This window comes from Ruegeria sp. BJ6 (assembly GCF_056537885.1).
In genome coordinates, this window is the sequence record NZ_JBQFSG010000003.1 from 1 (window position 1) to 20,480 (window position 20,480).

Annotated in this window: 19 protein-coding genes and 2 tRNA genes; 7 read left to right on the forward strand and 14 right to left on the reverse strand. The window is 57.0% G+C overall.

Annotated features, from left to right (window positions below; all coding sequences use genetic code 11):
• The first annotated feature begins 139 nt into the window (after nt 1–139).
• Nucleotides 140–216: transfer RNA gene (locus ACR0D6_RS08925), tRNA-Met, on the forward strand.
• Nucleotides 217–817: 601 nt separating this feature from the next.
• Here the strand turns inward: ACR0D6_RS08925 and ACR0D6_RS08930 are convergent.
• Nucleotides 818–891, reverse strand: a tRNA-Arg gene (locus ACR0D6_RS08930).
• A 114-nt stretch (nt 892–1,005) separates the two neighbouring features.
• Here ACR0D6_RS08930 and ACR0D6_RS08935 point away from each other — a divergent pair.
• Together ACR0D6_RS08935 and ACR0D6_RS08940 are read left to right on the forward strand one after the other, a co-directional pair.
• Complete coding sequence (locus ACR0D6_RS08935) at nt 1,006–2,031, forward strand: LacI family DNA-binding transcriptional regulator (RefSeq protein WP_170653423.1); 1,026 nt, start codon at nt 1,006–1,008, stop codon at nt 2,029–2,031.
• Between the two features lie 4 nt (nt 2,032–2,035).
• On the forward strand, nt 2,036–3,250 hold the full coding sequence (locus tag ACR0D6_RS08940; RefSeq protein WP_480765256.1) for a winged helix-turn-helix domain-containing protein: 1,215 nt from the start codon (nt 2,036–2,038) through the stop codon (nt 3,248–3,250).
• Between the two features lie 11 nt (nt 3,251–3,261).
• Here ACR0D6_RS08940 and ACR0D6_RS08945 read toward each other — a convergent pair whose 3' ends face one another.
• The 13 genes from ACR0D6_RS08945 to hpaR all read right to left on the reverse strand — a co-directional run bounded on the left by ACR0D6_RS08945 (nt 3,262) and on the right by hpaR (nt 16,587).
• Complete coding sequence (locus tag ACR0D6_RS08945) at nt 3,262–4,179, reverse strand: helix-turn-helix transcriptional regulator (RefSeq protein ID WP_480765257.1); 918 nt, start codon at nt 4,177–4,179, stop codon at nt 3,262–3,264.
• 87 nt (nt 4,180–4,266) lie between these two features.
• Entirely contained in the window at nt 4,267–5,448 is a 1,182-nt protein-coding gene (boxA, locus tag ACR0D6_RS08950) for a benzoyl-CoA 2,3-epoxidase subunit BoxA (protein ID WP_480765258.1), read from the reverse strand.
• Entirely contained in the window at nt 5,445–5,621 is a 177-nt protein-coding gene (locus ACR0D6_RS08955; protein WP_170653431.1) for a hypothetical protein, read from the reverse strand. The genes boxA and ACR0D6_RS08955 overlap by 4 nt, the downstream gene beginning before the upstream one ends.
• Before the next feature lie 117 nt (nt 5,622–5,738).
• Entirely contained in the window at nt 5,739–7,190 is a 1,452-nt protein-coding gene (gene boxB / locus ACR0D6_RS08960) for a benzoyl-CoA 2,3-epoxidase subunit BoxB (RefSeq protein WP_480765259.1), read from the reverse strand.
• 18 nt (nt 7,191–7,208) lie between these two features.
• Complete coding sequence (gene boxC, locus ACR0D6_RS08965) at nt 7,209–8,870, reverse strand: 2,3-epoxybenzoyl-CoA dihydrolase (RefSeq protein WP_480765260.1); 1,662 nt, start codon at nt 8,868–8,870, stop codon at nt 7,209–7,211.
• A gap of 131 nt (nt 8,871–9,001) precedes the next feature.
• Nucleotides 9,002–9,430, reverse strand: a complete 429-nt coding sequence (locus ACR0D6_RS08970) for a DUF309 domain-containing protein (RefSeq protein WP_480765261.1) — start codon at nt 9,428–9,430, stop codon at nt 9,002–9,004.
• A gap of 3 nt (nt 9,431–9,433) precedes the next feature.
• Nucleotides 9,434–10,252: an alpha/beta fold hydrolase gene (locus tag ACR0D6_RS08975; RefSeq protein WP_480765262.1), complete on the reverse strand. Its 819-nt coding sequence runs from the start codon at nt 10,250–10,252 to the stop codon at nt 9,434–9,436.
• Complete coding sequence (locus ACR0D6_RS08980; protein WP_480765263.1) at nt 10,249–11,781, reverse strand: benzoate-CoA ligase family protein; 1,533 nt, start codon at nt 11,779–11,781, stop codon at nt 10,249–10,251. The genes ACR0D6_RS08975 and ACR0D6_RS08980 overlap by 4 nt, the downstream gene beginning before the upstream one ends.
• A gap of 162 nt (nt 11,782–11,943) precedes the next feature.
• A complete protein-coding gene (locus tag ACR0D6_RS08985; RefSeq protein ID WP_170653441.1) occupies nt 11,944–13,443 on the reverse strand; it encodes a TRAP transporter large permease in 1,500 nt (499 codons plus the stop codon).
• Nucleotides 13,440–14,024, reverse strand: a complete 585-nt coding sequence (locus tag ACR0D6_RS08990) for a TRAP transporter small permease (protein WP_480450962.1) — start codon at nt 14,022–14,024, stop codon at nt 13,440–13,442. The genes ACR0D6_RS08985 and ACR0D6_RS08990 overlap by 4 nt, the downstream gene beginning before the upstream one ends.
• 72 nt (nt 14,025–14,096) lie before the next feature.
• Complete coding sequence (locus ACR0D6_RS08995; RefSeq protein ID WP_170653445.1) at nt 14,097–15,155, reverse strand: TRAP transporter substrate-binding protein; 1,059 nt, start codon at nt 15,153–15,155, stop codon at nt 14,097–14,099.
• 250 nt (nt 15,156–15,405) lie between these two features.
• Entirely contained in the window at nt 15,406–16,104 is a 699-nt protein-coding gene (locus ACR0D6_RS09000; protein ID WP_480765264.1) for a fumarylacetoacetate hydrolase family protein, read from the reverse strand.
• A 48-nt stretch (nt 16,105–16,152) separates the two neighbouring features.
• Nucleotides 16,153–16,587, reverse strand: coding sequence for a homoprotocatechuate degradation operon regulator HpaR (gene hpaR, locus ACR0D6_RS09005; RefSeq protein WP_170653449.1), 435 nt, complete (start codon nt 16,585–16,587; stop codon nt 16,153–16,155).
• A gap of 102 nt (nt 16,588–16,689) precedes the next feature.
• On the opposite strand from hpaR, the gene ACR0D6_RS09010 reads away from it, so the two are divergent.
• Genes ACR0D6_RS09010 through hpaD (ACR0D6_RS09025) form a run of 4 tightly spaced genes read left to right on the forward strand, consistent with a single transcriptional unit; the run spans nt 16,690 to nt 20,479 of the window.
• Complete coding sequence (locus tag ACR0D6_RS09010) at nt 16,690–17,079, forward strand: 5-carboxymethyl-2-hydroxymuconate Delta-isomerase (RefSeq protein WP_480765265.1); 390 nt, start codon at nt 16,690–16,692, stop codon at nt 17,077–17,079.
• 1 nt (nt 17,080) lies between these two features.
• On the forward strand, nt 17,081–18,592 hold the full coding sequence (hpaE, locus tag ACR0D6_RS09015; RefSeq protein WP_480765266.1) for a 5-carboxymethyl-2-hydroxymuconate semialdehyde dehydrogenase: 1,512 nt from the start codon (nt 17,081–17,083) through the stop codon (nt 18,590–18,592).
• 40 nt (nt 18,593–18,632) lie between these two features.
• Nucleotides 18,633–19,487 (forward strand): 3,4-dihydroxyphenylacetate 2,3-dioxygenase, encoded by an 855-nt coding sequence (gene hpaD / locus ACR0D6_RS09020; protein ID WP_480765267.1) that lies wholly within the window; start codon nt 18,633–18,635, stop codon nt 19,485–19,487.
• 11 nt (nt 19,488–19,498) lie between these two features.
• A complete protein-coding gene (gene hpaD / locus ACR0D6_RS09025; protein WP_480450953.1) occupies nt 19,499–20,479 on the forward strand; it encodes a 3,4-dihydroxyphenylacetate 2,3-dioxygenase in 981 nt (326 codons plus the stop codon).
• The last annotated feature ends 1 nt before the right edge of the window (nt 20,480 follow it).

Consider the following 20,480-nt stretch of genomic DNA (forward strand, 5'->3'; position numbering starts at 1 on the left):
AGTAGGTCACCGCCAAACCTAGAAAAATCCCCTCATCTCTCTAACGATGAAAAAAACACGACCAGGTCTCAACTGGCCAAATAGCCACTAGACCAACGCAAGACCTCAAATAGCGTAAGCCATAGGTCTCAAAAAGTGTCGCGGGATGGAGCAGCCCGGTAGCTCGTCAGGCTCATAACCTGAAGGTCGCAGGTTCAAATCCTGCTCCCGCAACCAACTTTAGCGAACCAGCCGTCGCAAGGCGGTTTTTCTCATTCCGGGATGCCCCTATGGGATACTACGCAAATATCTGCCCTTGATCGCTTGATGACCCGTTCTGCGTTCACGACCTGCATTTGAGCGTTTCTTGTTCAATAGAGGCTGCAATCCGGGACTTGATTGTCTTGTGGCGTGAAGATCCCGGGCAAGTAATTTCCTGGGTAGAAAAAAGGTAGCCTAGGCACCCGATTGAGGTGAGTATTAGAAATCTATCATATGGGGTGGCTCCCCCACTGTGATCTCGCATTGAATAGAATCACCGATTACATCGAAGGCAACAAGGGCAAGAAACTCTTCAGGTTCAGCGGGACTAGTGCACACAATGGTTCGATTGGGATACAAATTTGACCCTTGTCGAGATTTCCTCGGCAGGGGTTGATTTTATAACTAGAAATTGGGCCTGTTGATTTTACCGTTTCCTTTGACGGGCGTTGGCTTCTGACGTCGAATAAACGGCGAAAATCGGTGTTCATTTACATGTTCCGGTACAGTTATGGCAAAATCCTGTAAACGGATCGCGCCGAATCCCGTAATACTTTGAATAATTTTGTAGTTTTCGCGACCCCGGCAGGATTCGAACCTGCAACCTGCCCCTTAGGAGGGGGCTGCTCTATCCAGTTGAGCCACGGGGCCTGCGAACCTCTCTGTACCCGCCTTTTTCAGGCTTGTCATCGCCTTTGCGCAACAGTTGTAAAGATTGCCCTGTTCACGCTACCATCCGGTAAAACAAGCAATGCAGGTACCCTCGTGACCACAGATACAAAACGCCCGCTCACCCTTCGTGATGTCTCGGAAGCGTCCGGAGTGTCAGAGATGACAGTGAGCCGGGTTCTGCGCAATCGCGGGGACGTATCCGATGCCACTCGCAAGCGCGTTCTGGCGGCAGCCAAAGAGCTTGGCTATGTACCCAACAAGATTGCGGGTGCATTGGCATCAAACCGGGTGAACCTTGTCGCGGTCATCATTCCCTCGCTGTCGAACATGGTCTTCCCCGAAGTTCTGACCGGTATCAATCAAGTTCTGGAAGATACGGAACTGCAACCGGTTGTAGGTGTCACCGACTACCTGCCCGAGAAAGAGGAAAAGGTTCTGTATGAGATGCTGTCGTGGCGTCCGTCCGGCGTCATTATCGCCGGGTTGGAACATACGGATGCTGCTCGGGCGATGCTGGATTCGGCCGGTATTCCTGTCGTTGAAATCATGGATACCGACGGAAAGCCCGTGGATGCCATGGTTGGCATTTCACACCGTCGGGCCGGACGCGAAATGGCGCAGGCAATCCTGAAGGCCGGGTATCGCCATATCGGCTTTATGGGCACCAAGATGCCGCTGGACCACAGGGCGCGGAAGCGGTTTGAAGGGTTCACCGAAGTTCTGGGTAAAAACGGCGTCGAAATAGAAGACCGCGAGTTTTATTCCGGCGGATCGGCCCTGGCCAAAGGGCGCGAGATGACAAAGGCCATGCTGGAGCGATCACCGGATCTGGATTTTCTGTATTATTCCAACGATATGATCGGGGCGGGGGGGCTGCTTTATCTGTTGGATCAGGGTATTGATGTGCCTGGCCAGATCGGGTTGGCGGGGTTTAATAATGTAGAGCTTCTTCAGGGTTTGCCGCGCAAACTGGCCACGATGGACGCCTGCAGGCTGGAGATCGGGCGGAAGGCGGCCGGGATTATTTCCGAACGGCTGGAAAATCCGGACGCGGAAACAGAGGTTCATCTGAACCTGACCCCCAAGATCAGCTTTGGCGACACACTGAAACGGCGCTGAGACAGTGGCGCTGCAACGGTTGGGCAATCGCGCGGCGCGGGCTCTTTTTCTGGACCGCCATGCATTGTTGGAACAACCCGCGGGGCCTGCCACGGGCGAACACCTGCTGACCCTGATACATCGGCTGGGGTTCGTTCAGCTTGACAGTATCAACACTGTGGCTCGCGCCCATGACATGATCCTGTTTGCGCGACGTCCGACGTATCGCAGCCGGGATCTCAAGCGGCTTTATGAACGCGACCGCGCTCTGTTCGAACACTGGACGCACGATGCGGCTGTTATTCCGATGGAGTTCTACCCCCATTGGCATCTTCGGTTTCAACGCGATGCGGAATTGCTAAGGTCTCGGTATAAGAACTGGCGGCGGGACGGGTTTGAAAAACAGTTCGAAACGGTTCTTCGGCATATTCGTGATCAGGGTCCGGTTGGTTCATCCGATGTTGGAAAGGATGAAAAGAAGGGTTCGGGCGGTTGGTGGGACTGGCATCCGTCCAAAACCGCGCTGGAGTATCTTTGGCGATCCGGCGCGTTGACGGTTGTCGGGCGCGAGGGGTTTCAAAAGCGATACGATCTGACCGAACGGGTGATCGACACACACCTGCATCCCGGTCTGTCCCCCTGTGATGTCGAAGCCACCGTCGACTGGTTATGCAATGCAGCGCTGGACCGGCTTGGTTTTGCAACCTCGGGCGAACTAGCGGCTTTCTGGGACACGGTTTCTTCGGCTGAGGCAAAGGAATGGTGCCTGAGGGCCGTGCAAGACGGGGTCATAGAGGAAATTGAGATTGAATGCTGCGACGGCCGTATTCGCAAGACTTTTGCCCGTCCGAAAACACTGGCGGAGGTGGGGAAACTGCCTGCAGCCCCGGGGCGTATGCGGGTTCTGAGCCCTTTTGATCCTGCGCTGCGCGACAGAAACCGGGCGCTTAGGTTGTTTGGTTTTCACTACCGGATCGAGGTTTTCGTGCCGGAACTCAAACGGGTGTACGGGTATTACGTGTTTCCCCTTCTGGAGGGCGACAGGCTGATAGGCCGGATTGACATGAAGGCGCATCGGAACTGTGGCGAATTGCGGGTCAAGGCCCTTTGGCCGGAACGAGGGGTCAAATGGTCAACCGCCAGATCCCGACGGTTGGACGCCGAACTGGAGCGGGTTCGCCGGTTTTCAGGCATGGACCGCGTTGTCTATGCAGATGGATGGCTTCGCGATTCAAAGTAGGCTCTTGCCGATCAATCGAGAAAACCCCGGCTGTCGACCAGTTTTTTCAGTTCGGCCAGCGACGATTGCACGCCTTGGCCGGATGTGTCCAGTTGCGCCTGAGCACGGCCGTACAGTGCCTCGCGGCTTGTCAGGATCGATTTCAGCTGTTCCATCGCCTCGGGGTTTCCGGCCATTGGGCGCTCATCACCCTGTGCCCGCACCCGATCCATGTGTTCAACCGGCGATGCACGCAGCCAGATTGTGTGGAACCTGCCCAGCAACGTGTTGTAGGTTTCGGGCTCGGCCACGATACCGCCTGCCACGGCAAGGACCATCTTGTCGTGGGTTTCGATGACCCGGTTTAGGGCTCGGGATTCCAGTTTCCGGTACCCCTCCTGACCATAAAGCGCCATGACCTCGGCCACCGGCATCCCGGCCTGTTCTTCGATCAGGGCGTTCAATTCCACGAAGGGCAGATCGTATCGGGCACCAAGCAGCGCACCCAGAGTGGACTTTCCCGCCCCTCTCAGTCCGACAAGGCATATTCTGTTGGCGCGCAGGACCTCTTCGGGTTCCGGGCTGAGTGCATGCAGCACCATCTTCTTCACGTCTTCACTGGCGTTTCGATAGAGATCGGCAACACGCAACGCGTCGGAACTCCAGGGGTCATCCTCGCTGATCAGCCATTCGATGCGGTGATCCAGCGCCGTGGCGACGCGCTGCAGCAGGCCGATTGAAATATTGCCTTCGCCCGCCTCAAGCTGAGCCAGATACCGGGGGGACACACCGGAGATTTCAGAAAGGACACGACGCGGGATGGCCCGCATCTGACGGGCTTTCCTCACCCTCTCGCCCACACGGGAAATGAGTTCGCTTACCGAAGCTTCGGCCGGGTCAGAGCCGTCCTGTGCCGTGTCGTTGTCTCTGAATCCTCTGGTTTCGCTCATTCCGCCGTGCCGTTTATGTGAAATAATGCACAAATTACGACGGGCGGACCGGAGGGGCAATCCCAATTGCCGAACGGTCCTGTAATCTCAATATGTTTCGACGTGATAGCGACCGCTTTCACGCATGGTATTGCGCAGGTCGCCCCAATCCAGACCTACCCCACGCGCAATATCACCCAAGGCTTCTTCAACGCCCTGCTCCATGGCCTTCAGGCCACAGACGTAGATGTAGGAATTCGGATCGGCCAACAGTTTCCCAACCCTGTCGGCCTGTTCGCGCAGCTTGTCCTGGACATAGTGTTTTGGCTGTCCGTCCTGACGGGAATACGCAAAATGCTTGGTCAGAAATGCATCGGGCACTTTTTTAAGCGGTCCGAAATACGGCAGTTCCTGCGGACGGCGTGCACCGAACACTAGGGTCAACGAACCGTTAAGAGATGGATTTTCGCGCTGGCGCCGCATGGTAAAGGCGCGAAACGGCGCCGAGCCGGTACCGGTGCAGATCATCAAAAGTTGCGCATTAGGGTCTGATGGCAGCAAGAAGGTTGCCCCAAAGGGACCGGTGACCTGAACAGAATCGCCGGGCCGGAGATCGCAAACGTAGTTGGAGCAAACCCCCAGCTCCTCGCGCTTGACCGTCAGCGACAAGTTGTTGAAATTCGGCCGCTCTCCGTCTCGGGGGCTGGAAACCGAATAAAGCCGGGGCAGGCGGGCATTGCCGTTTTCGTCGGTGCCCGGCGGGATAATCCCGATGCTTTGCCCCTCGAGCACCGGAAAGGGCAGTGACCCGAAATCCAGAATGATGTGCCGGACATCGCTGTCGCTGTCTTCTGCCGTCAGGCGGAAATTGCCGGTGACTTTCGCCAGCGCCGGTTTGGCCAACCCATACATGCTGATTGAAGGTTTCGAAGCCGTTGCCGGCGCCCGGGCCTTGCCGCCTGCGCCTTTGTGAGCCTCTTCCAGCAAGGCCTCGATCGCCTCGTCCAGCGCTTCTATTTCGCTTTCACCCGAAACCTCTTGCTGTTCAGGCAGTTCCATCCAGTCATACTGATCTTCCAGCGAATACGGTGTGGCGACCACACGCCAGTTGTCGATTGAGCCGGTGGGACAGACAGGGATGCAATCCATACAGCCGTTGCATTTGGACGCGTCCACGACGACGTTCATGTCGTCATGTTCGATGGCCTCCTCGGGGCAGGTCATCTCGCATGTGTAGCAACGAATGCAGATTTCAGGGTCGATCAGGTGCTGCTTGAGCGGCTGGTTCATGAACTCTCGCGGTTTTTGGACAGGATCACGTCAGGCAAAACCAACGTTTCGATCAGTGCTTCGCACAGACCGACGCAGTCGGAACAGCCGACACAGGGCCCCTGCAGCGCGGATATCTGACCGGCGAGGGCTTTGAGCTGCGGCGTCTCGGCCTTGGAGCGGTTGATCTGCATTGGGGGTCTCCCCTTGTGAACAAGCCGGTTCCAGCGAACAGGACAAATGCTGAGTCCGTCAATGCTGTTTTCGTCACAAATTGTTTCCATTTGCGGCATCCGGCTTGGATTCGGGCGCTAGGCCATGTGCAGTTTGACGTATTCGAAATCGCCTGGCTTGTTGTCGATGCCCACTTTGGGTGGGGCAATCCAGCTGGCATATTCGCCGGGCTCGTAACAGGGCTTCATCAGGGACTGGATGAAATCGCCGTCAGCGCCGGACGGCAGCCAGTCCTGCAGGCCACGTTCGTATTCCTCAGCACTGACAAGTTTGCCTTCCGGGTTGAACCTCTGATCCGCAAAGACGCCGATCTTGCGGTTGAACGCCTCGTGCGGAAGCGCCAATTCAAACTCGACCCCCAGTTTTTCGATAATCTTGTTCCAGCGGCCGACGCCACCGGCGGCGTCCTTGGTATAGTCGTCCCGCAAACGCATATTAATCGCGGTCAGGGCGGGGACCTGTTTTGCCACAGCTTTTCCGTCCTCAAGATCCCAGACCGTGTATGTGTCGTTCTGCAACTTGTGGTCATCCTTCAGGCGGCTTTCCATGTACCGGCCCTTGATGCCTGCGTTGAACGCATTGGCGGCGTTGGTCGACACCTCCTGCCCGAACAGGTCCAGCGACAGGGTATAGTGCAGATTCAGCTTTTTCTGGATCGTCGGCAGATCAATGACGCCAAGATCGCGAATTCGGCCGACATCATAAGGGTCGTCGATCCCGTTTTCCTTCATGACTTCGCAGGTGCGCTGAATCGTGCGGCCAACACCGGTTTCACCCACGAACATGTGGTGTGCCTCTTCGGTCAGCATGAAACGGCAGGTCCGGCTGAGCGGGTCAAAGCCGGACTGCGCCAGCGATTCCAGCTGCATTTTGCCGTCCCGGTCGGTGAAATAGGTGAACATGAAAAAGGACAGCCAATCCGGCGTTTCCTCGTTGAACGCACCCAGCATACGGGGCGCTTCTTCCGAGCCTGACTGGCGGCGCAGCAGATCATCCGCCTCTTCCCGGCCATCGCGGCCGAAATACTTGTGCAGCAGATAGACCATCGCCCAAAGGTGCCGCCCCTCTTCGACGTTCACCTGAAACAGATTGCGCATATCGTAAAGCGAGGGCGCGGTCAGGGCCAACAGGCGCTGTTGTTCGACCGAGGCAGGTTCCGTATCTCCCTGAATGACGATCAGGCGCTTTAGCATGTTGCGGTACTCGCCCGGAACCTCCTGCCATGCTGGTTCCCCCTTGTGTTCGCCACAGGGAATTATCCGTTCCTCAACCTGTGGAGCCAGCAAAACGCCCCAGCGGTATTCCGGCATTTTCACATAATCGAACTTGGCCCAGCCTTTAGGGTCCACACTGACGGCGGTGCGCAGGTACACAAGCGAGTCCTGAAAGTTCTGCGGGATCAGATCGTTCCACCAGTTGATATAACCGGGGTGCCACTTCTCCAGCGCCTTCAGCACCTTTTTATCCTGACTTAGACCCACATTATTGGGTATCTGGGTGTCGTAACTTACGTTGATCAGGTCGAGCATATCTCTCCTCCGCCGGCCTTACACACGTTCCATGTCATATTCACCGCGCAATCCGCTGCCATAGCGTTGCAACGCACCATCCGGCCCAACCGCGTTGGGTCGCTGGAAAATCCAGTTCTGCCAAGCCGTCAGCCGACCGAATATCCGTGTTTCCATCGTTTCTGGTCCCGCAAAGCGCAGGTTGGCCTCCATCCCCGTCATTGCGTCGGGGGAAAAGCTGGCGCGTTCCTCCAAAAAGATGCGCACCTCGTCTTCCCAGTCGATATCGTCAAAGGCATAGGTCACCAGACCCAGCTTTTCTGCGGCTTCGGCATCCAACGCCTCGGCTATGTGTTCCTTCAGCGCCTCTGCGCTGTCGGGATCACCCCAGAACCGTGTGGCCAACCGGGTCAGATCGTTGCCCATGGGATAGGTGCCGAAATTGCCCTCGCTCAACGTGATTGCTGCCAGCGGTCGATTGTCGCCCTCGAACTCGTCCAGCATCATATAAGACCGGTCCACGGCCCACAGCAGTTCAGCCAGCATCCCGGCGTAACAGGACCCGTGTTCCACCAACGCCACTAGGCTGCGCGAGGTCATGTCGACCCGTTTCAGCACGCGCTTCCAATAGAGCAGAATTTCGTTGGCCAGCCAGTTGTCGCGATTGTCGAGCAGGAACTTTTCGTGCGCCAGAACATGCGCGGGGTCGCCCTGGGTCTGAAAGACGATCAGGCCAACCTTCCGCTCATTCAGGCGTAGATGCAAAATGGCGTCATCAAGCTCTCGCGCGGTCCTGAGGCTCCAGGTTTCTGCGCCCTGCTTGCACAGCTCATCGGTATCGGACGGCGCATCCTGTTCCGGACCCCTGATCGTTATCGTTGCAGTGCCGGCAGTTTGGTCAAGTGCTACCTCGACGCTGGAATAGGTGATTGAACCATCATCGCCGAAAGTTCGGGAAAGTGGCTCTAACACGATGCCTTTCGGATTGCTTGGCTTATCCGCGGCACTTGCGAATTCACGCGCGCGCTCCTGCACAACCTCATCAAATCTGGAATTCGGGGCGATTTCATCAACAAGATTCCAATCGACGGCCCGCTGACCGCGCACCCCTTCTTCGAGGGAACAAAACACATCCGCCAGATCACGCCTGACCTTGCGTTTGTCCGTTACACGAGTCAGCCCGCCGGTTCCTGGCAATACCGCAAGCAAAGGTACCTCTGGCAAGGCCACCGAGGATGAACTGTCATTGGTCAGCATGATGTGATTGCACGCCAGCGCCAGTTCATACCCGCCACCAGCGCAGGAGCCCTTGATGGCCGCGACGTATTTCTGCCCCGAATCTTCTTCTGCGGCCTCATAAGTGTTTCGCGTTTCATTGGTGAACTTGCAGAAATTCACCTTGTGCGCGTGGCTGGCGCCGCCCAGCATCCGTATGTTGGCACCCGCGCAGAACACGCGATCCTTCCCGGATTGCATCACGACAACCCTGACCTCGGGATGTTCAAATCGCATCCGCTGCACGATATCGGACAGTTCGATATCCACGCCCAGATCATATGAATTCAGCTTCAGATCATACCCGGGGCGCAGCCCACCTTTCTCGTCCACGTCCATGAACAGATTGGCAATATCGCCATCGTATTCGACGCGCCAATGGCGGTACTTCGATGGATCAGTCTGAAAGTCGATGCGCTGGGGCATGACGGGTACCTCAATGTGACATCCGGGAAGTGTAGTTTGCAGATACTCCAGCGGCAAGGTGATATTGGCAAAATAATGCATTTAACACGCAAATTTTTGCAGCGCGCTCGTGGTATTTTGCAATATCTTGCTTAAATTGGGTGTGAATGCAGGTACTGAACGCGTCGATTCAGCTCTGAAACGTCAACTCCGAACACAGGGGCAGAGTTGTTGAAGCTCCCGATCTGCCGCTCCACCATCTCGCAAAGCCGCAGGACGGCATTGGGACGTCCCATGATCTTCTTGAGATGCGCGTTCGCAAGCTGGATGCAGGCCTGCACCATGGTGCGCTCATCCGAGTGTCGCGGCAGGCACATCCAAACGGGTTCCCAGACCTCATGCGCTTCCCAAAAGAAGCCCTGATCAAACAAAACCCACCCGCCCTGCCATGCGTCGGATGCCCTGATCTGAGCTACGGACATTTCGGGCCTGACCGAGTGTACAAGCGCGGAAAACAGCCCGTCCGGATGCCGCGCGGTCTGACCCGGGACATATGCATGATCGGGTAAAACAAGGCGCACAGTTCAGGCCGGGGTGACGTTGGCCGTTTCGATCCGCTGCAACCGGGCGCAATATTCCGCAACAGCCTCCAGCGTCGCCGCGCGCGCCTCGACATGCGGTTCATGTCGGCACTCCAATATGGCGGTATCGACAGGGCAATAGGCGCGCGTTTCGATCTCGGCGATCTGGTCCAGCGTCCCGTATTGGTCGTTGCGCCCCTGAATGGCCAGAATGGGCACGCGAATATAGTCGATCACCTCGGCAACGTTCCACGTCCGGAACGCCGGATTCAGCCAGGCGTCGCTCCAGCCAAAAAACGCGCCATCGGGGTCCTCGTGGTATTTTGCCAGCCTGCTTTTCAGACCAGAATTCTCATAAGAGCCCCGCGCCCTGGCAATTTCAGCCATTCCGATTTCTTCGGTAAAGAAATGCGGCGCCTCCAGGATCAGCCCGCGCACACGGTGGTCTTCGACGCTTCCGGCATAGATCGCGGCAATGGTGGCGCCATCGGAATGCCCGAACAGGATGCAGTGTTTCACACCCGATTGATCCAGAATATGCGGCAGCACGTCGGTTGCTTCACGAGTCATGAAATCCATGGGGCGCGGCAAGTCCGCCGGATCGGATTGACCATATCCCTGACGGGAATAGGCCAGAACGCCCAGCCCGGTTTTGTCCGCAAGTTCCTGCGGAAAATCCCGCCACAGGGCCACGCTGCCCAAACCCTCGTGCAACAACACGATCGTTGGGGCGTCTGACGGCGCAGGGCCATAGCACGCGTATTCCAGTCGAATACCCCCGACATTCAGGGGCTTTGCCGGGGACCGGGTCCATTCGATCATGAAACGTCATCCCGCAATTTGAAACGCTGAATCTTGCCTGTCGCGGTTTTGGGCAGATCTTCGACAAATTCGATCCACCTTGGGTATTTCCACTTGCCGACCTTGTCTTTCACAAAGTCCTGCAGTTCGTTGGCAAGGTCACCGCCTTCGCCGTCTTTCAGGACAATGAAGGCTTTGGGCTTTTCCAATCCGTTTCCATCCTTTGCCGCAACAACCGCCGCCTCTAACACCGCCGGGTGCGCCACCAGTGCCTGTTCGACCTCGAACGGCGACACCCAGATACCTGATGTTTTGAACATGTCGTCGGTTCGCCCGCAATAGACATAGCGCCCGTCTTCGGTCATTTCGTATTTGTCGCCGGTTCTGGTCCATTCACCTTCGAATGTCGTGCGGCTTTTGTTGCGCTTGTTCCAGTACCCGTCCGCGGCAGATGCGCCCCGCACCAGCAGTTCACCCAATTCGCCAACGCCCACGTCGCTGCCGGTTTCGTCGACAAGGCGGGTTTCGTACCCCGGAACCGGACGCCCTGATGTGCCATAAGCCACGTCATCCGGTGCATTGGATAAAAATATGTGCAGCATTTCGGTGGATCCCACGCCATCCAGTATGTCGGTGTTCCACAACCGTGCCCAGCTGCGGCCGATTTCTTCGGGCAGGGCTTCGCCTGCAGAAATGCAGCGGCGCAGGGTGACATCCGGCACATCTGCGGCTTCAAGTTGTGCAACCATCCCGGCGTAGAGTGTGGGGACGCCGCAAAATACCGTGGGCTGTTCGGCTGCGATGATCTCGATCATGCCTTCTGGTGTAGGGCGGCCATTAAAAAGCAGGGTCTCGGCCCCCACGGACATCGGAAAGGTCATGGCATTGCCCAGACCATAAGCAAAGAACAGCTTGGCCGCAGAAAACAGAATATCATCCGGTTTGATCTGCAGAACTTGCGCCCCATAGGTATCTGCCGTTGCCCTAAGGCTGGCATGGACATGGCGAACGCCTTTTGGCTGCCCGGTCGAACCCGAGGAGTAGAGCCAGAACGCGGTGTCGTCATCTGATGCGTCAACCGCCTTTACCGGCATGGCATTTTCCATGAATGCATCGAAACTTATGGTCCCGTCCGGAGCTGCTCCAATCACCACAATACGTTCCAGATATGGCGAGGACAGCGCAACTGAGCCGATGACCGGCCAAAGCTCTTGCGAGACGAACAGGCAGGTCGCGCGACTGTCGTGCAGGATGGTTTCGTAGACGGGCGGGGCCAGCAGTGTGTTCAGCGGGACCGGCACGACGCCTGCCTTCAGGCAGCCCCAGAATATCTGCGGGAATTCGATCTGATCCAGAACCAGCATCGCGGCCCGCGATTCCCTGGCGATGCCTCCTCGGTTCAGCGCTCCGGCAACCTGGCCCGACGTATCGGACAGATCTCCATAGGTCAGGGTGCGCTTATGCCCAGCGATTTCCCGAAAGGCCGTCTTGTGCGACCTGCCTTCGTCCACGTGCCGATCCACGAAGTACAGAGCCGCATTGCCGTTCATGGTCATCTCTCCCGGTTTGGGTGGAGGTGCTACGCGCGGGTGGCCCTCCTCTCCAGCCCGCGCGCGCCCCTCCCCTGGCGCGCAATAATGCATTCCAAACGCATTTATGCAAGATAGTGCCGATCACAAAAGGGTTTTTGTGCATCTTAATGCACCTATCGGCTATCCCGGCAGCAAAAACAAGGTAATGGCCGGAAATGCGACAAGGATGATGACCCGAATGATATCTGACGCTACAAAGAACAGAACGGCCTTGTAGGTATCCACCATGCGCGTGGTGCGATCCATGGCGTTGATGATGAACAGGTTCATGCCGACCGGTGGCGTGATCAATCCGACCTCGACCACGATCAGAACCAGAATACCAAACCAGATGGCGACATGTTCGGCCTCGATCCGGTTCGCCATGCCACGAGTGACGCGGATACCCAGTTCCTTCATCTGATCGCGGGTCAGTTCCGTACCGGTTGCGATGGCCTCTTGAATCGATGCGAGCATCCCAGCGCCCATGCCTTCGGGGGTACCTGAACGCAGCACCTCCATCGCGGCATCTGCCTGCATGGCGGGCAGCGAGATCAGGTTGAAATCCATTGCTGATATGACCGGAAAGAAAATCGGAACTGTCAGAAGGATCATGGACAGGCTGTCCATAAGACACCCGAACACAAGATAGAAACACAGGATCAGTGCCAGTACCATCCAAGGGGAAAAGCCCTGGCTGACCACATAGTTCGACAGTTCCTGCGGCACCTGCGTGAGGGCCAGAAAACCGTTATAGAAGGCCGCGCCAAGGATGATGAAAAAGATCATCGCGGTCGAACGTGCGGTGACAAGAAAGCTGTCTGTCAGCGTTTCCCGTGTCAGGCCGCCATTAAAAAAGGCTATGACAGCGGTGCCGAATGCACCCACTGCCGCCCCTTCGGTGGGGGTGAACCACCCCAGATAGATGCCGCCTACAACCAGTCCGAAGACGACCAGCACCGGCCAGACGTTCAGCAGGGCGGCAAACCGCTCGGAATAGGGCACCGGCGGACGGGTGCCGGCGCTTTCGGGATAAAGGCGCACATAGACTGATATCGCGATGACGTAGCCGATGGCGGCCAGAATTCCGGGGATGAATGCGGCAAGGAACAGCTTGGCAATGTTCTGTTCGGTCAGGATCGCATAGATCACCAGCACGACAGAGGGCGGAATGAGGATACCCAGCGTGCCACCCGCAGCCAGTGTTGCCGTGGAAAACCCACCGGCATAACCGTATTGGCGCAGTTCCGGCAGAGCGACGCGCCCCATCGTGGCCGCCGTGGCCAGAGAGGATCCGCAAATGGCCCCAAATCCTGCGCAAGCCCCGATTGAGGCCATGGCGACGCCGCCGCGCCTGTGACCCAGCCAGCCCTCGGCGGCTTTGAACAGGGCATTCGACATCCCGCCAAGCGTCGCAAACTGTCCCATCAGCAGGAACATCGGCACGATGGTCAGCGAATAGCTGGAAAAGGTCGTGTAGGTTTCGTTCTTGAGGCGGGCAAAGGCAACCTGCGTGCCATCAGTGACCAACACAAGCCCGACGAGACCCACAAGGAACATGGCCAGTCCAATGGGAACGCGCAGGAAAATCAGCGCCATCAATGCGGGAAAGGACGCGATACCGATCTCGAGGGCGGTCAATGGGATGCCTCCACGCCGTCCCAGATCAGGATGCGGCCAGTTGCAAATTCATAGGTACGAACGCAGGCCATGTAGACGCCTACAATCGCCGCCGCCAACGAGGCGGTAAAGCTGAGCGCGTAGGCCCACCAGATCGGGAATTGCAGCAAAAAGGTCGTCTCGCCATAGGCTTTCTTGCTGACCATGCCGTCCCCCAGCTTCCACGTGATCAGGATCAGAACACCTGCAAAGACAATCTCGGTCACCATCCGAAGGAACCGGTTGACGCCCTTGGAAAAGGTGTTGGCCAGAATGTCGACCGACGCGTGACCGGCAGTGATCTGGCACAGTGGCAGGAAGCAGAATATGGCAAAGGCCACTCCGGCCTCGACCAGTTCAAAATCACCGTTCACAGGCCCGATGCCGATGCCGATCGCCCAGTCGGCAAAGCCCGGGGCAAGGGATTGCATGAACTCTCCGTGAAAGAACCCGTTCAGCAAGCGGCCCGAGATGGATATGCAGGTCAGCAAGATAAGCGCGCTCAGGACAATCCCGCCAATGATGGCCAATGTTCTGGCCAGCCCCATCATTACTTTGTGCATAAACTCTTGGCCTGTTCTTCGGAAGGTTCGGCCGCAGCACCTTTGCGCTGCGGCCTGCAGTCAGTTACCGGATCAGTTCGAATATTCCGGCGTGTACTTTTCGATCAGCATCTGCGCCTCTTCCAGCAGGGCCTGACCGTCTTTGCCCTTTGAATCCATGTCGGCTATCCACTCATCATAGATCGGCTGGGCCAGTTCACGCCATTCTGCGACGCTGGCCTCATCGATGGTGATGATGTTATTGCCCAGATCCTCGGCCACAACGCGTGCCGGACCGTCCGCGTCTGCCTGCGTTCCTCCGGCGAACACCGAAAACTCCAGACCCGAGTTGTCGTCGACCACCTTCTTCAGGTCGTCCGGCAGGCTGTCGTACTTGTCCTTGTTCATTGCCAGCACGAAGGTCAGGGTATACAGCGCACGGCCATCGAATTCGGTGTGGTTTTCAACCAGTTCCGGCACCTTGAGGGCGGTTGTGACTTCCCATGGAATCGTGGTCCCGTCGATCACCCCTTTCGACAGGCCCTCGGGAACGGCGGGTACCGGCATACCAACCGGCGTCGCCCCCAGCTTGGTCAGCAGCGAGTTGACCGAGCGCGACCCGCCGCGAATCTTCATCCCCTGCAAATCATCCGGGCTTTCGACCGGGTCGGCGGTGTGGATCATGCCGGGACCATGCACCCAGGTCCCGAGAATGTGGACGTCCTTGAATTCGTCATCCTTCATGTGTTTTTCGAACATTTCCCAGTACGCGTGGGAAACCGCCCGGGCATTCGTCATCATGAAGGGCAGTTCGAATACTTCGGTACTGGGGAACCGACCTGGCGTGTATCCAACGACCGTCCAGACAACATCCGCCACGCCGTCGATCGCCTGATCCATCAGTTCCGGGGGTTTTCCGCCCAGCTGCATGGACGGGTACCGTTCAACCTTGATGCGGCCGTCCGAGTCCTTTTCCACGTTGTCTGCCCAGACATCCAGTACCAGTTTCGGCACGTTGGCCTGCGCTGGTAAAAACTGGTGCAGTTTCAGCGTGACCTCCTGTGCCATTGCTGTTCCTGCGCTGAAACCGGTGGCCAGCGCGGCAACGGCGGCACCCCCGATCATGCTCAGAAGCGTTCTCCGATTGGTCATTTGATCCTCCCTTTGACCCCTCTTGTCTGGCGATATAATGCAAATTTTCGAAAAATATGCAAAATATTGCCATCATTTTTTTTCGACCTTGTTGGCGCAGTCCGATTTCCCGGATTGGCGTCAAAGCCGGATTGCAGTTGCGTGACGTCTCCCTCTTGGTTCCAAGACTGCAACTGAAACGGGCCAACAGGCAAGCTTCGTCTTTGTTTATGTTCGAACAAATGCCGTTCGAGTCAGTCGGGGAGGGTGACTATTCGGCCTCAGTCAGCGTCAAGCCGATGGGAGCAAGGCCGTCGATTCCACCAGTAATCACATCGCCCGCTACAACCGGACCAACCCCCGCTGGAGTGCCGGTCATGATCAGGTCGCCCGGTCGTAAGTGATAGAATCCTGAAAGATGGCTGATGATTTCGTCGATCTTCCAGATCATCTCAGAAAGATGCGCGTCCTGTCGAGTTGTGTCATTCACTTCAAGGTGGATGCGTCTGCCGTCAGAGGGTTGCCAATCGCTCGCTTTGGTCAGGGGCGCAAAAACGGCGGCGCTTTCGACATCCTTGCCCAGATCCCACGGGCGTTTCTTGTTGCGCTCACTTATCTGCAAATCCCGCCGGGTCATGTCCAGTGCGCAGCCATAGGCATACACTGCGTCCCACGCATTTTCCCTGCTGACGCGAAAGACAGGTTCACCGATGGCCAGCACCAGCTCCATCTCGTGATGGTAGTTGTCGGTTCCAGGTGGATACGGAACCACCGCACCCGACAAGATCGCATTTGGTGCGGATTTGGTGAAATAGAAAGGCGCCTCGCGATCGACCTCGTTTCCCATCTCGGCTGCGTGGGCCGCATAGTTCCGTCCGACGCAAAAAATTCGCCCCACTGGATATGCCCCGGTTTCTCCGTTTACCGGAATTTGGGGCGCTTGGGGGAGTGAAAAGAGAGCGTCGTTCATATCTGCCGTTCCTAGTGACTTACACGGGCTTGTCGCATTCGCGGCGGATCAGCTGTCCATCTCGTTCAGCTCATTCAGCAGGTCCAGCAACGTTTCATAGCCTTTCGGTCCCAGATGCGCGCGAATACGCTCGGACGCCTGAATGCTTGTCGTCAAATTGACCTGAATGATCTGATTTCCGGATTCGGTGATCTCGACGATTTGTCTGCGACGGTCGTTCGGGTCCGATTTACGTTGAATCAGAGCCTTTTCTTCTAGCTTTTGCAGTATCCGCGTCAGGCTGGGCAGCAGCAGGCAGGCACGGTCGGCGATCCTTGTGGGATCCTGCGCCCCTTCTTCCTGCAGGACGCGCAAAACGCGCCACTGCTGTTCGGTGATACCCACATCTGCAAGCATCGTTCGGATCGGGCCCATCACGCTTTCCCGTGCACGCAGTAACGCGATTGGCAGGGATCTGGATGTCAGTGGCAAGTCATTGGTCATGCGGAATCCTTGCCGAATTCCCGCCGAGCCGCAACCGGTGATTGCCAGCGCGCTTGACAGAATCAGAAAAATACTTCACATGTTAACAAAAGGAGGAGACGCATGCCGCATATCACCGTGGACTATTCAGCCAATATGGAAGACCGGGTTGATATGGCCGGATTTTGCAGCGCTTTGCGCGAAGCGGCGATAGCAACGGACGTATTGCCCATGGCTGGTATCAGGGTCAGGGCCATCCGCGCCGATCATGTTTCCATTGCCGACGGTAATCCTTCGCACGGCTATATCGACATTTCTGTCCGGTTGCGCGGCGGACGTGATTTGCAAACGCGTAAGGCTGCAACACAAAAGATCTTTGATGCGGCACAAGCCTTTCTTGAACCGGCGCTTCAACAATTCCCGATCGCCCTGTCCCTCGAGATGCGGGACATCGATCCGGACCTGTCCCCAAAAACCGGCACGATCCGGGACCATCTGAAAAAGGTTGACTGAGATGACTGACCTGCAAGCAAACATCACGAAACTGGAAACGCATCTCGATCGCTTTCGCGGAGATGGAATCCTGAACCTGATCGGCGGTGAAACGGTTCCGGCGTTGTCCGGCGAGACATTCGAAACACATTCTCCGGTGGACGAAAGCCTGATCTGTCCTGTGGCGCGAAGCGGGGCCGAAGATATTGACGCGGCTGCGGCTGCGGCTAAGGCGGCCTTTCCCGCGTGGCGCGACATGCCAGCGCTTGAACGCAAGAAGATTTTGCATCGCATCGCCGATCTGATTGTCGAGCGTGCAGAAGAGATCGCATTTTGCGAGTGCTGGGATACAGGTCAGGCCCTGCGGTTCATGTCCAAGGCTGCCCTGCGTGGGGCTGAAAATTTCCGGTTCTTCGCTGACCGTGCTCCGGCGGCCCGGGACGGGCAGAACCTGCAATCTCCGACATTGATGAATGTCACGACGCGGGTTCCGATCGGACCGGTGGGTGTCATTACGCCATGGAACACGCCGTTTATGCTCAGCACCTGGAAAATTGCGCCTGCCCTGGCAGCAGGATGCACGGTGGTGCACAAACCGGCAGAGTTTTCGCCGCTGACCGCCAGAATACTGGCTGAAATCGCGCATGAGGCCGGCCTTCCCGCTGGGGTCTGGAACCTTGTAAACGGATTTGGTGAAGATGCAGGCAAACGCCTGACCGAACATCCAGATATCAAGGCCATCGCTTTTGTCGGCGAAAGCAAAACCGGTTCAATGATCATGAGACAGGGGGCCGAAACGCTTAAGCGGGTGCATTTCGAGCTTGGCGGCAAGAACCCGGTCATCGTGTTTGACGACGCCGATCTGGACCGTGCGCTTGATGCGGCGATATTCATGATCTACTCGCTGAATGGCGAACGCTGCACCTCGTCTTCCCGGCTGCTCATTCAGGACAGTGTAGCGGATGAGTTTCTGGCCAAACTGACGGAGCGTGTGAATAATATTCGCGTTGGCCATCCGTTGGATCCGGCGACCGAGATCGGCCCGCTGATCCATCAGGAGCATTTCAGTAAGGTTACGTCCTATTTCGATATCGCGAGAAAAGATGGCGCAACCATCGCAGCGGGCGGTGAAAGGGTTGGTGACAAGGGGTGGTTCGTGCGCCCCACGCTGTTTACCGATGCAACCAATGACATGACGATTGCGCAGGAGGAAATCTTTGGTCCGGTCCTGACCGCGATCCGGTTCACGGACGAAAGTCAGGCTCTAACACTGGCAAATGACACTCAATATGGCCTGACAGGATATGTCTGGACCAATGATCTGACCCGTGCGCTGCGCTTTACCAACGCTCTTGAAGCGGGGATGATCTGGGTCAACAGCGAAAACGTCCGCCATCTGCCTACCCCGTTTGGCGGTGTCAAAGCCAGCGGCATCGGACGTGATGGCGGGGACTGGTCGTTTGAGTTCTACATGGAGCAAAAACACGTCGGTTTTGCCACCGGCCAGCACGCCATTCCGCGCCTTGGCGCCTGAACCCGCATAGAAACGCGCATCCTGTTTTGAGGAGGAGAAAATGGGCGAAATCGTTCTGGCAGCTAAATGCACGCACGTTCCGACCATGCTGATGTCGGAACGGCCCGGACGCCTGGAAGGTGCCCGTAAACCGGCTATCGACGGGCACCGGGAAATCGCGCGACGCGCCAAGGCGCTGGGCGCGGATACGATTGTGATCTGCGATACCCACTGGGTGATCAACGCGGGCTATCACATCAACGCCAACCATCGGTTCAAGGGGCTGTTCACTTCAAATGAATTCCCGCAATTCATCCAGAACCTGCCCTACGAATACGAAGGCGACGCGGCGCTGGGCGATGCGATTGCGGAAAAAGCCAGCGACATGGGCGTCTATACCTTGTCGCATCAGCTCGACTCGCTGGAGCTGGAATACGGTACGCTGGTTCCGATGCGCTTCATGAGTCGCGAGGGGGATTTCAAGGTGGTTTCCGTTGCTGCCTGGTGCACCGTTCACGGTCACGATGAAAGCCGCATTGTTGGCGAGGCGATCCGGGCCGCGATTGAGGCGAGCGACAATAAGGTTCTTCTGGTCGCATCAGGTTCGCTCAGCCACAAAATCTGGGCCAACAAGGACTATGCGGCCAACAACGGCACCTTCACCATCAGCTCGGAATTCAATCGTCAGGTCGATCTGCACGTTCTGGATATGTGGCAAAGGGGTGATCACGCGACGTTCTTGAAGATGCTCGGAGAATATGCCGAATATTGTTGTGGAGAGGGGTCAATGCACGACACCGCCATGCTTTACGGTGCGCTGGGTTGGGACAGTTACACCGCGCCCTGCGAAGTCATTACCGAATATTTCCCCAGTTCCGGTACCGGGCAGACCAACGTGATCTTTCCGGTTCAGTAAGGAGGACAAACATGCCTGTACCCGCACCAAACCTCTATCCGTCGTTCAACATCGTCCGGCTGAGCCACGTTGAATACCGCGTCACCGATTTGGCCGCGTCGCGCGCGTTTTACGTGGACACTCTGGGCCTTCAGGTCACGCACGAAGATGATACCCACATCTATCTGCGAGCCATGGAGGAACGCGGGCATCATTGCATTGTTCTGGTACAGGCTGATCTGGCCGAGGTCGGAGTGCTTGGTTTCAAGCTGTTTGACGAGCCCGATCTGGACAAGGCGGCAGAGTTCTTTTCGGCTCGTGGTCTGCCTGTGGACTGGGTCGAGCGCCCGCATATGGGCCGCACACTGCGTACCCGTGATCCGTGGGGCATTCCGTTGGAGTTCTACGTCAAAATGGATCGACTTGAGCCGATCCACCAGAAATACAGGCTCTATAATGGGGTAAAACCACTGCGGATCGATCATTTCAATATGTTCTCGGCAGATGTGGATGCCTCGGTCGCGTTCTACAATCACATGGGATTCCGCGTTACCGAGTTCACCGAAGACGACGAAAGCGGTAAGGTCTGGGCCGCCTGGATGCACCGCAAGGGTGGGGTACATGATGTGGCCTTTACCAATGGACTTGGCCCTCGTCTGCATCACACCGCGTTTTGGGTACCGAACCCGCTGAACATCATTGACCTTCTCGATCTGATGTCCACCACTGGCTACGTGGACAATATCGAACGAGGACCGGGTCGCCATGGCATTTCCAACGCATTTTTCCTGTATGTGCGTGATCCTGACGGGCATCGGATCGAAATCTACTGCTCGGACTATCAAACCGTCGATCCCGATCTTGAGCCGATCAAATGGTCGCTGACCGATCCGCAGCGTCAGACTTTGTGGGGCGCCCCCGCACCGCGCAGCTGGTTCGAAGAGGGCTCGACTTTCGAAGGGGCCAAAACGGTTCAGAGCGCACTGAACGCGCAACCCATCATCGCGCCATAAG